The organism is Cytobacillus oceanisediminis, from assembly GCF_022811925.1.
GTDB classification, from domain to species: Bacteria; Bacillota; Bacilli; order Bacillales; family Cytobacillaceae; genus Cytobacillus; species Cytobacillus oceanisediminis_D.
This window is the reverse complement of record NZ_CP065511.1, coordinates 1,975,249-1,989,752: the sequence shown is the minus strand read 5'-3', so window position 1 is coordinate 1,989,752 and position 14,504 is coordinate 1,975,249. Positions and strand designations below refer to the sequence as shown.

16 protein-coding genes and 1 other annotated feature are annotated in these 14,504 nt (G+C 41.6%); all 16 genes read right to left on the bottom strand.

The annotated features are described in order from the left end of the window. Positions 1–122 precede the first annotated feature (122 nt). Complete coding sequence (locus IRB79_RS10255; protein ID WP_243508351.1) at positions 123–1,427, bottom strand: solute carrier family 23 protein; 1,305 nt, start codon at positions 1,425–1,427, stop codon at positions 123–125. Between the two features lie 296 nt (positions 1,428–1,723). Continuing rightward, the gene (gene pyrR / locus IRB79_RS10250; protein WP_113881881.1) at positions 1,724–2,269 is read right to left on the bottom strand and encodes a bifunctional pyr operon transcriptional regulator/uracil phosphoribosyltransferase PyrR; all 546 of its coding nucleotides are present in this window, start codon (positions 2,267–2,269) and stop codon (positions 1,724–1,726) included. Positions 2,270–2,475: 206 nt separating this feature from the next. Beyond that, positions 2,476–3,387 (bottom strand): RluA family pseudouridine synthase, encoded by a 912-nt coding sequence (locus IRB79_RS10245; RefSeq protein ID WP_243508350.1) that lies wholly within the window; start codon positions 3,385–3,387, stop codon positions 2,476–2,478. Continuing rightward, on the bottom strand, positions 3,359–3,856 hold the full coding sequence (gene lspA, locus IRB79_RS10240; protein WP_243508349.1) for a signal peptidase II: 498 nt from the start codon (positions 3,854–3,856) through the stop codon (positions 3,359–3,361). The genes IRB79_RS10245 and lspA overlap by 29 nt, the downstream gene beginning before the upstream one ends. Positions 3,857–3,935: 79 nt before the next feature. Then, complete coding sequence (locus IRB79_RS10235; RefSeq protein ID WP_243508348.1) at positions 3,936–4,223, bottom strand: hypothetical protein; 288 nt, start codon at positions 4,221–4,223, stop codon at positions 3,936–3,938. A gap of 208 nt (positions 4,224–4,431) precedes the next feature. After that, positions 4,432–7,203 carry an isoleucine--tRNA ligase gene (ileS, locus tag IRB79_RS10230; RefSeq protein ID WP_243508347.1) on the bottom strand — a complete coding sequence of 924 codons (2,772 nt, stop codon included), beginning with the start codon at positions 7,201–7,203 and terminating at the stop codon, positions 4,432–4,434. A 94-nt stretch (positions 7,204–7,297) separates the two neighbouring features. Next, positions 7,298–7,562, bottom strand: a binding site (T-box leader). Between the two features lie 51 nt (positions 7,563–7,613). Continuing rightward, a complete protein-coding gene (locus IRB79_RS10225; RefSeq protein ID WP_243508346.1) occupies positions 7,614–8,129 on the bottom strand; it encodes a DivIVA domain-containing protein in 516 nt (171 codons plus the stop codon). Positions 8,130–8,273: 144 nt separating this feature from the next. After that, positions 8,274–9,047, bottom strand: coding sequence for a YlmH family RNA-binding protein (locus tag IRB79_RS10220; protein ID WP_243508345.1), 774 nt, complete (start codon positions 9,045–9,047; stop codon positions 8,274–8,276). A 64-nt stretch (positions 9,048–9,111) separates the two neighbouring features. Further along, entirely contained in the window at positions 9,112–9,375 is a 264-nt protein-coding gene (locus tag IRB79_RS10215; RefSeq protein WP_009330847.1) for a YggT family protein, read from the bottom strand. Between the two features lie 6 nt (positions 9,376–9,381). Further along, positions 9,382–9,825: a cell division protein SepF gene (locus IRB79_RS10210; RefSeq protein ID WP_009330849.1), complete on the bottom strand. Its 444-nt coding sequence runs from the start codon at positions 9,823–9,825 to the stop codon at positions 9,382–9,384. Positions 9,826–9,829: 4 nt separating this feature from the next. Continuing rightward, on the bottom strand, positions 9,830–10,516 hold the full coding sequence (locus IRB79_RS10205) for a YggS family pyridoxal phosphate-dependent enzyme (RefSeq protein WP_243508344.1): 687 nt from the start codon (positions 10,514–10,516) through the stop codon (positions 9,830–9,832). After that, positions 10,517–11,344 carry a peptidoglycan editing factor PgeF gene (gene pgeF, locus IRB79_RS10200; protein ID WP_243508343.1) on the bottom strand — a complete coding sequence of 276 codons (828 nt, stop codon included), beginning with the start codon at positions 11,342–11,344 and terminating at the stop codon, positions 10,517–10,519. Between the two features lie 69 nt (positions 11,345–11,413). Next, on the bottom strand, positions 11,414–11,683 hold the full coding sequence (locus tag IRB79_RS10195) for a YlmC/YmxH family sporulation protein (RefSeq protein WP_243508342.1): 270 nt from the start codon (positions 11,681–11,683) through the stop codon (positions 11,414–11,416). A gap of 94 nt (positions 11,684–11,777) precedes the next feature. After that, positions 11,778–12,557 (bottom strand): RNA polymerase sporulation sigma factor SigG, encoded by a 780-nt coding sequence (gene sigG / locus IRB79_RS10190; protein WP_026041699.1) that lies wholly within the window; start codon positions 12,555–12,557, stop codon positions 11,778–11,780. 167 nt (positions 12,558–12,724) lie between these two features. Beyond that, positions 12,725–13,444: an RNA polymerase sporulation sigma factor SigE gene (gene sigE / locus IRB79_RS10185; RefSeq protein ID WP_243508341.1), complete on the bottom strand. Its 720-nt coding sequence runs from the start codon at positions 13,442–13,444 to the stop codon at positions 12,725–12,727. A 44-nt stretch (positions 13,445–13,488) separates the two neighbouring features. After that, entirely contained in the window at positions 13,489–14,427 is a 939-nt protein-coding gene (gene spoIIGA, locus IRB79_RS10180; protein ID WP_243508340.1) for a sigma-E processing peptidase SpoIIGA, read from the bottom strand. Positions 14,428–14,504 lie beyond the last annotated feature (77 nt).

Below are 14,504 nucleotides of genomic sequence, written 5' to 3'. Positions count from 1 at the left end.
CTGCCGATTTGGTCAGGGTGCTGCAAAGTTGAGGCAGCCAGATATACGGATAAACTGAGATACCGTATAGCCAGTTTGCCGCCAACACCCTTTTAAGCCTCTCTGGACTTTGTTAAAAAGCGTTAAGCTACATTATTTTTTTTTTCGTTTTCAGCTTCAAACATATCTTCCTTAGCCTCTTCTCTGCCAGGGAGAATCAGGTTCAGGAGAACGCCGCTGATTGCTGCCAGTGCCATTCCTTCCAGTTTGAATGCCCAAATTTCAATATGAGCTCCGCCAATTCCGAGTACAAGGATGACTGAGGCGATTACCAGGTTACGGTTGTTTCCAAAATCCACTTTGCTGTCAACAAGCATTCTTAATCCTGATGATGCGATGATCCCGAACAGCAGGATCGACACGCCGCCCATAACTGGAGTAGGGATCGAGCTGATGAGTGCTGTTACCTTGCCAATGAATCCGAAGATGATGGCGATGACTGCAGCACCTGCTAGTACATAGACACTGTAAATTTTCGTGATGGCCAGTACGCCAATGTTTTCACCGTAAGTTGTCTTTGGCGGACCCCCGATTAATGCCGAGATCATTGTTCCTGTTCCATCAGCAAGGATGGAGCGGTGAAGTCCCGGTTCTTTAATGTAATCTCTCCCAACTACTTTTCCAAGGACAAGCTGATGGCCGATATGTTCAGAGATTGTCACAACAGCCACCGGAATCATTAGAAGTGCCAGATCAAGGGTTACCCTAACTTCATAATCAGCGAACGGGATTAAGAATTCCGGCATTTCGAACCAGGATGCCTGCTGTACAAGCGAGAAGTCTATCAGGCCCACTGCCAGTGAGTATACATAGCCGATGATGATACCTGCAAGAATCGGCACCATGCTGAGCATTCCTTTTGCATAGATGGAGAAGATGATTGTTGCACCTAAAGTGATGAGCGCTGCTGAGAAATGCAGCATGCTGTATTCACCTGTTTCAGGGTTGTTCATAGCCATTCCGACTGCTGTACCTGCTAATGCCAATCCGATTACTATGATCACAGGGCCTACCACAATTGGCGGAAGCAGATTCATAATCCAGCGATAGCCTGCTTTTTTAATAATCAAGGCTACAGCTCCATACACAAGTCCAGCCATGAAGCTGCCGATCATGGCAGCACCCGGGCCGCCAGCAGCTTTGGCAGCGATGATCGGGGCAATGAATGCGAAGGAGGATCCTAAGTATGCCGGTACCTGCCATTTAGTAATGATGAGAAAAGCTATCGTTGCAAGTCCGCTTGAGATTAAAGCTATGGCAGGATTCAATCCAACTAAGTAAGGTACAAGTATGGTAGCTCCAAACATTGCGAATAAGTGCTGTATACTTAATGTCAGCCAGTGGGCTGGGTTTGGAACGTCTTTTATATCTAGAATAGGCTTATTCATTCCGATCTCTCCTCTGCTTTTTATTAAGAAAAGCGCAAGCGCCTTGCCCACCCCCGACAATCACAAGACGAGCCTCACGGAAAGGTGTTCTTTGCCTTTTTGGGAGGTTTGGCTTGTAACCTCGAGAGGGTATGCGCTGGAGCTAGACAGTTATCTAACTTCAGAATTTATACATTCTTATTAAAAAACCCTCTTTGCCAGAGTCGCAAAGAGGGTAAAAGAGCACAGCAAAAGACAGACTGATTCTGCTGAGTTCCCCTTTGCCAGCCTCTCTGGACTGCATTTAAAAGGGCTATTTAATTTTCAAAAATGCTTACTTGATCGTTTTCATCCACTTCCTTCAGCTCGACAACAATTTTCTCCGAACTGGAGGTTGGTATGTTTTTCCCAACATAATCAGCTCTTATAGGAAGCTCTCTATGGCCCCGGTCAACGAGGACTGCCAGCTGAATCTGAGATGGCCGTCCGATGTCAATCAGCGCATCAAGGGCGGCTCTAACTGTTCTTCCTGTATAAAGAACATCATCGACCAGGATCACTTTCTGATCATTTATATCTTTTGGAACATCCGAGCCTTTGACAAGCGGCTCCTGATTTTCGGTCTTTTTCGTAAGATCATCTCTATAGAGAGTGATATCAAGTTCGCCTACATCAATTTTGGCACCTTCGATTTGTTCGATCCGCTCGGCCAGGCGGTTCGCAAGGTAAATCCCCCTGGTACGGATTCCAATCAGGATGCAATTTTCGATCCCTTTATTTTTCTCTATGATTTCATGAGCAATCCTTGTCAGCGCTCTCCTGATTGCCTGGTCATCCAAAACAATTGCTTTTTGCTGCGGCATTCTGATCACCTCTATTATCTGATTCTCTTCAGTTAATGTTATATACAAAAAACCCTCTCACCGATCTGGCGAGAGGGTAAACGATTCTGCTGCTGCAGAATAAGGATACAATTCTCCTTATTCAATCCGTTTCCTTCCCAGCCTCACGGGACTGTTTTAAAGGACTTATTCAACTATAGTCATCTTATAGCACAATTGGACAGTTGTCAACGATTATTTGCCAGTTTACCTAATAGCTCCTCGAAATAAGCAGGCATAGGTGCTTCAAATTCCAGGTAATCACCTGATCTTGGATGATCAAATCCAAGAACACCTGCATGCAGTGCTTGTCCGCCAAGATCAAGAGTCTTTCTTGGACCGTATTTAGGATCTCCTGCCAGAGGATAGCCAATGTATTTCATATGAACACGGATTTGATGGGTTCTTCCCGTTTCAAGCTGGCATTCCACCAGTGTAAAATCCCTGAAACGCTCAAGGACCTGAAAATGCGTAACCGCATGTTTTCCATTGTCAACAACGGTCATGCTTTGACGGTCTTTGGGATCGCGGGCAATAGGGGCATCAATTGTTCCATAATCGTGGGGAATAATTCCATGGACAATGGCACGGTACTTACGTGTAACGGTTTTATTCATCAGCTGGTTCACAAGACTTTCATGTGCCATATCATTCTTTGCAACCATAAGAAGTCCCGATGTATCTTTATCGATTCTGTGAACAATTCCTGGCCTCATGACCCCATTAATTCCTGAAAGATCTGTACAATGTGCCATAAGTCCATTTACAAGAGTGCCAGTGCCATGCCCGGCTGCCGGATGGACCACCATTCCTTTTGGTTTATTTACCACCAGGACATCTTTATCTTCATAATAAATATCCAGATCCATTTTTTCTGGCACGACATCCAATTCTTCAGGTTCAGGAATTGATATTTCAATTTTATCATTTGCCGTACATTTGTAATTGGTTTTCGGCTTCTGCCCATTTACAAGAACATTGCCGCCTTTGATCCATTGCTGAACCTGCGTTCTTGACCAATCCGCATTCAATGTGGATAACACTTTATCTATTCTTTCTCCTGCCTGTTCATCAGGAATGATGTGTTCCATTTTCTCCATAAGATTTCTCCTTCTTCTTTGCTTCTCTCTCTTCAAGCAGCATCTGAATCATCAATAACCCTACACCAATGACCAGCGCCGAGTCAGCAATATTGAAAACGGGGAAGTCATAGCCAAAAATATAAGTGTTTACGAAATCCACCACTTCTTTTCGATATACCCTGTCAATAAAGTTTCCAATCGCTCCGCCCAGCATCAGGCCCAAAGAGACTCCAAGAAGCAATTTGCCTTTGGCTGCTTTTTGAATGTAATAAATGATACCAATTATGACAATAACGGTTATTACGTAGAAAAACCACATTTGCCCCTGCAGGATGCCCCAGGCAGCGCCACGGTTGCGGTGCGATGTAATATAAAGAAAGTCCTCAATAACTTTAACACTTTCCCCTAATTCAAAGTTCTTTACGATCAGCCATTTCGTAAACTGATCAAGTGCAATTACGAACAATGCAATTATGTAATAAAACACAAAGGCAACCCCCATATCTCATATCATTACCTTTGCATTTTAGCACAAACTGAATAAAAAACACAGCACACGCCTAAACTCAGTGGAAAATAGATTTTCTGTAGAATTTCCCCAGCCTGCTGCAGTCCTCCATTGTTTTTAAAGTAGGGATCACCTGCAGCAAATCTGCCGGAAGCAGCTCACCTGAAATTTCACATTTGCCAAAACTTCCAGATTCAATTTTGCTGAGTGTTTGTTCAATATCATGCAGCTCTTCCAATAAAATAGGTTTTATCAAAGCGGAACTATTGCCTTCCATTAGCCTTTCCAATATTTCCTGTCTTGTATTACGGAGTTCTGTATATAGCCCTTCTGCCTTTGCATCCATGCCGTTTCCTCCGTTCTGTGATGTTTACTTTATTATTTTCTCGGAACGGATTTCAGACACGGGCAAACTTTTAGCAAACGGCACAACATTTAGTGAAGGTGGAATTATTTATAAAAAGGAATTCCGAAGCCCCTTTATGATTATGATAAAAAAAGAACTCCATTTGTCAAAAAAACAGTCCCCCAAATATTTGAGGGACTGCCAATATTTAAGCCAAGTGGCTATAATTATTTTTTACAACCTCAGCACAGCGAGGGCAGAGAGTATCATAGCCTTCTGTCTGGCCGACTTCTGGAGTAACTGTCCAGCAGCGGTCACATGTTTCGCCTTCAGCTTTGGAAACAACAATTGCTGTGTTTTCAAATTTCACAGCATTATCAGGTGCATCTGACAGGCTGCCTGCTACCTCAAATCCAGAAACGATAAAGATCTGCTGAAGATTTTCCTGAATTGAATCCAGAAGGCTCTTAGCTTGATCGTTTACATAAAGGGTTACTTTAGCAGTCAGAGATTTGCCGATCACCTTTTCATTACGCGCTTCTTCCAATGCTTTAAGAACATCATTGCGAAGCTTCATGAATGCAGTCCACTTTTCTTCCAGCTGCTTCGCGTTTGGAAGCTCTTGATATTCAGGCATATCCGTCAATTGTACACTTACTTCCTTCACATTCGGAATAAAGCTCCAAACTTCATCTGAAGTATGGGAAAGGATAGGTGCAACAAGTTTTGTCAGGGCAATGAGGCTCTCATATAGAACAGTTTGAATAGCACGGCGTTCTGCATTATCTCTCGCTTCAATGTAAAGGACATCTTTTGCAAAATCAAGATAGAATGCACTAAGGTCCAATGTACAGAAATTATTGACAGCATGGTAGATGCTGGCAAATTCATAGCGATCATAAGACTCGCGAACATTCTTGATCAGTTTATTCAGCTTAACCAGCATAAACTGGTCAACTTCTCGCAGGTTTTCAAATGAAACCGAGTCTGTTGCCGGGTTAAAATCATCCAGATTTCCAAGCAAAAAGCGGAACGTATTGCGGATCTTTCTATATACTTCTGCAACCTGCTTAAGAATAGCATCAGATACCCGGACATCAGCCTGATAATCAACTGACGCCACCCATAAACGCAGAATGTCAGCACCAAGCTGGTTCATGACTTTTGCCGGAACAACTACGTTACCGATGGATTTACTCATTTTTCTTCCTTCGCCATCAAGTGTGAATCCGTGGCTCAGCACACCTTTATAAGGTGCTTTTCCTGTTACTGCTACTGAAGTTGAAAGTGAAGAGTTAAACCAGCCTCGGTATTGATCAGAGCCTTCAAGGTATAAATCTGCAGGACGCTGTAAATCGTCGCGCTCTAGAAGAACTGCCTGATGGGAAGAACCGGAATCGAACCAAACGTCCATGATATCCGTTTCTTTTGTAAACTGCCCTTTCGGGCTTCCCGGATGTGTAAATCCTTCAGGCAGCAGTTCTTTCGCTTCTCTCTCGAACCAGATGTTCGAACCATGTTCACGGAAAAGATTTGATACATGTTCAATGGTTTCATCTGTGATAATCTCTTCCCCATTTTCCGCATAAAAGACAGGAATTGGCACGCCCCATACACGCTGGCGGGAGATACACCAATCACCGCGGTCCCGGACCATGTTAAATAGTCTGGTCTCACCCCATGCAGGATACCAATTTGTTTCCTTAACAGCTTCCAAAAGTTCATTGCGGAAATCTTTAATGGATGCAAACCATTGGGCAGTAGCACGGAATATAACTGGCTTTTTCGTTCTCCAGTCATGCGGATAAGAGTGAGTAATAAAAGTAAGTTTTAATAAAGCGCCAGCTTCCTCTAGTTTTTCAGTAATTGGCTTATTGGCTGCATCATAGAATAAACCTTCAAAGCCAGGAGCTTCACTAGTCATGTTTCCTTTATCATCAACCGGGCATAATACGTCTAACCCGTACTTCATGCCGACATGGAAATCGTCTTCTCCATGGCCAGGAGCAGTATGAACACATCCAGTACCAGCATCAGTTGTTACATGCTCACCCAGCATGACAAGGGAATCACGGCCATACAGGGGATGCTCGGCAACTACATTCTCAAGGTCGGTCCCTTTTACCGATTGGACAACTTTATAATCTTCCCATTCAAACTCTTTAGCCACAGCAGCCAATAAATCTTCAGCAACCATAAATTTTTTGCCGTTTGCCTCAACTACACTATAGGTAAGGTCCGGATGAACTGAAATTCCGAGGTTTGCCGGAATGGTCCATGGAGTTGTAGTCCAGATGACAATATGAGTGTCTTGATCCAATACATTTTTACCATCCTTCACTTTAAATGCTACATAGATGGATGGCGAACGCTTATCTTTGTATTCAATTTCAGCTTCAGCCAGAGCAGATTCAGATGACGGAGACCAATAAACAGGCTTTTTGCCTTTATAGATATAGCCTTTTTTCGCCATTTCCCCAAATACTTTAATTTGCTGGGCTTCGTACTCAGGCTTTAGAGTGATGTAAGGATTCTCCCAGTCACCGCGGACGCCTAAGCGCTTAAATTGACCGCGCTGGCTGTCAATCTGCTCATATGCATACTCTTCACAAAGCTTGCGGAACTCCGCAACACTCATTTCTTTACGCTTTACGCCTTTGTTTGTCAACGCTTGCTCAATTGGCAGACCATGTGTATCCCAGCCAGGAACATATGGAGCATTATAGCCAGTCATCGACTTAGAACGTACGATGAAATCCTTTAAGATTTTGTTCAGCGCATGGCCGATGTGGATGTCGCCATTTGCATATGGAGGACCATCATGCAGAACAAACATCGGACGGCCTGCTGTCCGTTCCTGGACCTTTTCATAAATATTCATCTCTTCCCATTTTGCCTGAATTTCAGGTTCGCGCTTTGGAAGATTGCCGCGCATTGGGAATTCGGTTTTTGGCATTAATAAACTTTCTTTGTAATCCATTCCTTTGCCTCCTGTTTATAACTCATTAAATACCATGATAGCCAATGAGAGCTGAGAAAAACCACAGTTAAATACAAAAAACCTTCTCATCCCAAAAAGGGACGAGAAGGTTATATTCTCCCGCGGTACCACCCTTGTAGATGAAATATGATTAAATTTCATCCGCTCAAAGAATTCTTAACGTGAATGATCCGCCTTGGCCTACTGATGGTTGTACGTTCGGCAAGGAACTCAAGGGTGATTTTCCAGCTTTTGCTTATACCCGGGCTTCCACCATCCCCGGCTCGCTTACAGAGTGAGTATGCCATTCTGTACATAAGCTCCTGAAAAGACTGTACTGTCCCTCTCATTGTTGATAAACATCGTATTTTACTTTGTTTTAAAATTATATGCGATATTTCCAGCATTCGTCAAGCCAGTGATTCTTCTTCTCTTAATGATTTAAGTTCAGTGGAATCCAGCTTATATTCCATTAAATGATCCCAATCATCGTTGTTCAGCATATCCAGCTGTGCTTCAACAAGCATTTTGAAACGTGTCCGGAATACTTTGGACTGTTTCTTTAAATCTTCAATATCCAGCGCGATTTTTCTCGCTTTGGATAGGGATTCGTTCACAATTCTGTCAGCATTCTTTTCAGCTTCTTTAATGATTAGCTTCGCTTCTTTATGGGCATTGCGCTTTACTTCCTCTGCTGCTTCCTGTGCAACCACAATAGATTTATTAAGTGTTTCTTCAATTGTGGTAAAGTGGCCAATGCGTTCGTTCGTATCATTGAGCTTTTCTTCAAGCTCTTTTTTTTCCCTGATCAGGATTTCGTAGTCCTTTATGATCTGGTCAAGGAATTCGTTCACTTCATCTTCGTCATAACCGCGGAATCCTTTACTGAATTCCTTGTTATGAATATCTAACGGTGTTAATGGCATGTGTGCCACCTCCCAGGTCTGTTGATCTTATGTAAATTGATTTGAGCCTGCTGGTTCCATTTAATTATAGCAGACTCCGTTGCCTTTTGATTATTTATTCGACAGGTTGTTTCAAATTCCTTCAATTTTATAAAAAATAAATAGCTATCTCTGCCTCCCAGCAATAATCCTCCATTTGTCTTTCTTTGTTTTCCCATCTATTTCTATGATTTTGGAACGGCCATGTCCCCTGACTGAGATGATGTCGCTTTGCTGGCATTCAAATGAAGGGTTTTCAATTTGCGTCCAATTGATTTTTACTAGTCCCTGCTGTATATATAGCTGGGATTTTTGCCTGGAGATATTGTAGATGGCTGAGATGACTGTGTCCAATCTCAAGGATGAAGAGGTGATAGAGCTTTCTTTCCACACTTCTGCTGATTGGATTGCCTCTGAAAAGGGCTGTTTTTTCAGCGACACGGAAGCTCTGCCAATTGACTGCAGCTGCAGGCTGATGTAATCTTCAATTTCTTGTGCTGCAAAAAACTGGATTCTGTCATCTTCAAAAAGGATATCACCGAACTTCCCTCTTTTTAGCCCCAAAGACATTAGACTGCCCAGGACTTGCGGGTGTTCAATGGTTACAAACTTTTTTGGATATTCCAGTTCAAAGAGCCGAATTTGAAAATCATCCTCATCGCTTTCATAGTAATCCGGAAATATCAGGGCTCTCTTTCTCTCAGCATCTGGAGTTCCGCCAAATAAAGCAAATAAGATTCCGGAATGCTGTCCTATGACGCTTTTAAGGATTTGCTGCTCCCTTGGATCAAGAAAATCAGTAAGCTTTGGTGCATATGTATTTTCCACAAGGTCCTTCCAGTTAAGAACCTGATCAATAAATTCTTTTTCTTCCGGCCGGAAGTGCTGATAAATGGTCATATTTAAGTGAACCTCCATTTTAGGCAAATAAAAAAGGGCCATTTTGATAGCCCTGTTTGTAATCTTATGAAATCCAATAAAAAAGCTGCTGCAAACCTCCAGTGGCAAATCTCAAAACTAAGATAGCCACAATTGGAGAAATATCAATCATTCCAAGCGGAGGAATGATTTTGCGGAAAGGCTCAAGGTACGGTTCACAAATCCTTGCAAGAAACTGCCCAAAAGCTGATTCCCTGGCATTAGGGAACCAGGACAGCAAAATATAAATAATCAGTGCCCACGAGTAATAATAAATTGCAGATGACAATATCCCAAATACTAATTCCATTAAATGCTACCACCTCGTATTTTCTAATTCTTGTTCTTTCATCAGCTGAGAGATGTTTCCTGATACCTCAACATTGTCAGGTGTACATAGAAAAATATCAGTTCCGATCTTTTGAATATCTCCGCCGATGGCATAAACGGTTCCGCTTAGGAAGTCAACAATCCGCTTTGCCTGATCCTTTTCTATTCTCTGCAGATTGACAACGACAGCTCTTCTGTTTTTCAGCTGATCCGCAATATCCTGTGCTTCTGCATATACACGCGGTTCAACAAGAACTACTTTAGAAGATTTCTGCACACTTTGGAGGCTGACGATGTTCTGTTTTTGAACTGGCTGCTGCTTCTGCACCTGCTTCACCGGCTCTCTTTCTTCTTCGATGATTTCCTCTTCCTTATAGTCATATTCATCATCCAGGAAGAAAAATGTTTTAAATTTTGATTTTATACTCATTTTATCAAACCTCCTGACTCTTTTGGCCTACTAAAGCAGTACCAATCCTCACCATTGTGGCACCTTCTTCAATTGCCAGGGAAAAATCATTGGACATGCCCATTGAAAGCTCAGTACAAGGAGCAAAATCAAATCCCAGATCTTTTACCTTTGCTTGCAGGTTCTTAAGCTTCCGGAAACAGGAGCGAAGCAATTCCTCGTCTGTTGAAAGAGGAGCCATTGTCATAAGTCCGATGATATTGAGATTTTTATAATCAGCCAGGCATGAAATAAAGTCAGCTACTTCTTCAGGATTTATTCCCTGTTTCGACTCTTCGCCTGAGACATTAACCTGAACAAAACAATTTATCTTTCGATCCGCCCGCTTGTCGATTTCCTTTGCGAGGGAAAGCCTGTCCAGTGAATGTATAAAATCGACTTTATCAATTATGTTTTTCACTTTACGCGTTTGCAGCGTTCCTATAAAATGCCAGGTTGGCTTGTCCTTTAATACATCCCACTTGGCAAGCAGTCCTTCATCCCTATTTTCACCTAAATGAACAATACCTGCTTCAAGGGCTTCTTGCGCCCTTTCCGCTGAAACGTACTTAGTAACAGCAATGAGGGTAATTTCTTCTGGCTTACGGTTGGCCTTTATGCACGCTTCCTGTATAGCTGACTCAATTTGCTTTAAATTTTCTTCTACTCTCATTTAGCTTCCGACTTCCTCCTTCCAGCCAATAAAGCTCATCATTCTGCCTGTCTTTCCCCTATCTCTTCTGTGGGAGAAAAAATAGTTTTCATGACAGCTTGTGCAATAATCAGTAATCATGATATTTTCATGAGGAATCCCTGCATTTATCAGAATTGTCCGGTTTAGTTCTTTTAAATCAAGCTGGAATTGATTGTCACTAATTTGATTATATGGCTTTATATCGACATCTTCTAGTATTTTTTGCACTTTTGAAATAACACGATCATCAACTATATAACAATTTCCGCAAATGGAAGGGCCAATCACGGCTTGGACCTCACTTAAGTCCATGCCTTCTTTGGCAAATAGCTCGGCCATCTTCCTGCCAATCCCCCCGACAGTACCTTTCCAGCCTGCATGTGCCAAACCTATGGCTCCTGTCTTTACATGCAAAAAGTAAAGCGGAACACAATCCGCATAACAGAGGGTCAGCATGACACCTTTAGAATAAGTGAAAAAGCCGTCAGTACCAGAAAAGGAATCCTCGTAAATAAGTGCACCTATACCTTTATCATTTCTCGTAACTTTTTTTATATTTATTTCATGAGTTTGTTCAGCACCAACCCACTTTTCATGAGAAAATCCAAGCAAGTCAGCCACATGCTGCCGATTTCGGCTGACTGCTTCATAGCTGTCGTTCACATGCAATCCTACATTAAGCGTTTTGTATTCATTACGGCTGCAGCCGCCATTTTTAGTTGTAAAACCGGCCGTAATATTAGGAAAACGATCCGCCCACTCTTTTATGACAAAATACTCTTCCATTTTTAAAGAAAATGGTTCCATGCGATTAACCCCATCATATTTTTCTATAGTTTACCACAAGGCAGGCAGTGATGACACCATTAACAACTCTTATGCTTCCTCCTCAATATATTTTGGCTCAATCGCATCCTGATAGCGGACCAGTATGACATCTTCACCAATTTTTATAATATTTTTCCACGGTATGACAATATCAGCATCTCTCCCAAAAAAGCCTAACACTTTCCCCGCTCCTCCGATAATGACGGCTTCAATTTTCCCTGTATTTATATTAATATCTATATCCCCAATATTTCCAAGCTTTTTGCCGTCAGCTACATTTACAACATCCTTCATTTGAAATTCAGATATTTTCACCATCGACACTTCACTCCCAATTTATGTTCTTATTCAATATATGTTTGCCCCTATAGGAAAAATGTTTGGTAAATATAAAAAGCAGCCAAATTGGCTGCTAGCTTTGAATATTTTTATTCATTTGTTTGATTGCCGCTTTTTCAAGCCGTGAAACTTGAGCCTGGGAAATGCCGATTTCCTCGGCCACTTCCATTTGAGTTTTGCCCTGGAAGAAGCGTTTTCTAAGAATCAGTTTTTCCCGTTCATTCAGTCTTCTCATACCCTCTTTTAGCGCTATCTCTTCAATCCATTGAATATCTTTGTTCCGTTCATCGCTCAGCTGATCCATCACATAGATCGGATCCCCGCCATCATTATAAATCGGTTCAAATAAGGAGACAGGATCCTGAATTGCATCCAATGCAAAAACGATTTCTTCATGAGGCACATCCAGCTCTTTTGCTATTTCTTCCGCTGTAGGCTCTCTGGATGTTTTGCTCATTAAGCGTTCTCTTACTTGCAGTGCTTTATAAGCAATGTCCCTTAATGAACGTGATACGCGGATCGGGTTATTATCACGCAGATACCTGCGTATTTCCCCAATGATCATCGGAACTGCATAGGTGGAAAACTTAACGTTTTGACTTAGATCAAAATTATCAATAGATTTCATTAGACCGATACAGCCGACCTGGAAAAGGTCATCAACAAATTCGCCTCTGTTATTAAAACGCTGAATCACACTTAATACGAGACGCAAATTGCCGTTGACGAGTTTTTCCCGTGCGGTTATATCCCCCTTATGCATTTGCTTGAAGAGCTCTCTCATTTCTTCGTTTTTTAATACTGGAAGCTTTGAAGTATCAACACCGCAAATTTCTACTTTATTTCGAGTCAATCCATTTCCCTCCTCACAGGAGCTGCTGTACAAAAAACAGTATCTCCTTGGAAAGGAAAAATATGCACCGGCTAATCCAACTGCCGGATGGGGAAACGGTCAAAGCATCATAAACACTAGGTTTTCTCCTTGCAAAATTTTGTAAAAAAATATTCCTGTTTAAATTTCTAAACCATCTTATTAAATTCTTTTTTTAGTCTTTTTATTATTCGTTTTTCCAGACGTGAAATGTAGGACTGGGAAATACCCAGCATATCTGCCACGTCCTTCTGGGTTTTTTCTTCACCCGATCCGAGGCCAAATCTAAGTTCCATTATCTGTTTTTCCCGATCCGAAAGCTGATGCAATGCCTTTAACAGCAGCTTTTTATCAACATTTGCTTCGAGATCTTTGGTGATAATGTCATCCTCGGTGCCAAGCACATCGGATAGAAGCAGTTCATTGCCATCCCAATCGATATTTAGGGGTTCATCAAAGGAAACTTCAGAACGGATTTTATTGTTCCTTCTTAAATACATTAGAATTTCATTCTCAATACAGCGGGATGCATATGTAGCCAGCTTGATTTTTTTCTCTGGATTAAATGTATTTACAGCTTTAATAAGCCCAATGGTTCCAATGCTGATTAAGTCCTCTATATTGATGCCTGTATTTTCAAACTTCCTGGCAATATATACAACAAGACGCAGATTTCTTTCAATTAAAATGGACCTTGCAGCTTTATCTCCTTTTGGAAGCTTGATCAGGAGCAATTCTTCTTCTTCCTTACTGAGTGGAGGAGGTAGTGCTTCGCTGCCGCCTATATAATATACTTCATCTGTTTTGATCCCCAGCTTAATCAATAATTTATACCAATAGTAGGATAAGCGAAGTTTTAACTTTTTCATGATTTGTCCTCCTTCTAAATTATGTTTTTGCAGAGTATAGTATATTAACTTACTTTTGCATCCTGCTTCGTTGTACTTGTACCTGTGAGCATCTTAGGGTGAACGATGCACTGAAACGCATCGTCGGCAGAAAGCTGCTGCATGGAAAAGGAAACTAATCCACGCTCCGCTTCTATTATTTCATTCTCTTTTTCAAGGAGAATGCGGTCAGGCTTGAATCCTATAATCAACTGGTGTTCTTGTCCAACAACCTTACATGGAATAACCCTCATTTTATGCTCCCAATCCCCGCCAATTGAATCACTGCCCATGATGATATCTTCCGGGTTCCCTGCGATTTTAATAATTTCAGGCGGGTACTCATCAAGCCTGTCTTTAATGGATATAAACATCACCGGCATTTTCGAAATGGGATCGTATAACTGATTGCCGCTGTCAATCAGGCCTTTGAAACGGAATTCTGTTTCATTGATGACAACACGCACCATAATTAAAGAGTCATACTGAATTTTTGTCATCTCAATTCCTTCAACGTTTCTCTTTGAGAAATGCCAGGCAATAGGAAACCCAAGAAGTACAAACAGCCAGCTGACTGGATCACCAAAGCCTTTAACACTGGCCAGCATGACGGATGAAGAAAGCTGAAAATCAAAATTAATAAAATAATGAATGCCTATTAAGGAGCCTCCAACTAAAAAAGTAGCAAAATAAAAAGTCATGAGCCCTTTTACAAAGTAGCGCAAACGCTTAAAGCCAAAAACAGCCAATACCATTGCAACCGAGAATAATAATTTAGTGACAGGATGACTTGAATATTCATTAAATGGTGTAAATACTAATAAAATGATGATCGATCCTATTAAGCCGCCTGCAAAAATCCTCCAAAGCCTGATTTCTCGTTTTAGTATTATGGCTGTTAAATAAAGGAGAAGGCTGTCAAACATAAAATTTAACGCCCAGATAATATCCAAATAGACCGTCAATTATCTTCCCCCTTTATAAAATCAGCATCTGATAGATTGACTTTAGCGGTCAAATTCTCTCGTATATTTAAAGTGCT

Bases quoted from the DNA above. Each gene is read 5' to 3' on its own strand.
- sigE (WP_243508341.1), bottom strand. From the start codon at position 13,444: ATGAAAAAGTTAAAACTTCGCTTATCCTACTATTGGTATAAATTATTG.
- ileS (WP_243508347.1), bottom strand. From the start codon at position 7,203: ATGGATTACAAAGAAAGTTTATTAATGCCAAAAACCGAATTCCCAATG.
- pgeF (WP_243508343.1), bottom strand. From the start codon at position 11,344: ATGGAACCATTTTCTTTAAAAATGGAAGAGTATTTTGTCATAAAAGAG.
- IRB79_RS10245 (WP_243508350.1), bottom strand. From the start codon at position 3,387: ATGGAGAAAATGGAACACATCATTCCTGATGAACAGGCAGGAGAAAGA.
- IRB79_RS10195 (WP_243508342.1), bottom strand. From the start codon at position 11,683: ATGGTGAAAATATCTGAATTTCAAATGAAGGATGTTGTAAATGTAGCT.
- IRB79_RS10220 (WP_243508345.1), bottom strand. From the start codon at position 9,047: ATGACCATTTATCAGCACTTCCGGCCGGAAGAAAAAGAATTTATTGAT.
- IRB79_RS10255 (WP_243508351.1), bottom strand. From the start codon at position 1,427: ATGAATAAGCCTATTCTAGATATAAAAGACGTTCCAAACCCAGCCCAC.
- pyrR (WP_113881881.1), bottom strand. From the start codon at position 2,269: ATGCCGCAGCAAAAAGCAATTGTTTTGGATGACCAGGCAATCAGGAGA.
- IRB79_RS10225 (WP_243508346.1), bottom strand. From the start codon at position 8,129: ATGCCATTAACACCGTTAGATATTCATAACAAGGAATTCAGTAAAGGA.
- IRB79_RS10235 (WP_243508348.1), bottom strand. From the start codon at position 4,223: ATGGATGCAAAGGCAGAAGGGCTATATACAGAACTCCGTAATACAAGA.
- IRB79_RS10215 (WP_009330847.1), bottom strand. From the start codon at position 9,375: ATGGAATTAGTATTTGGGATATTGTCATCTGCAATTTATTATTACTCG.
- IRB79_RS10210 (WP_009330849.1), bottom strand. From the start codon at position 9,825: ATGAGTATAAAATCAAAATTTAAAACATTTTTCTTCCTGGATGATGAA.
- IRB79_RS10205 (WP_243508344.1), bottom strand. From the start codon at position 10,516: ATGAGAGTAGAAGAAAATTTAAAGCAAATTGAGTCAGCTATACAGGAA.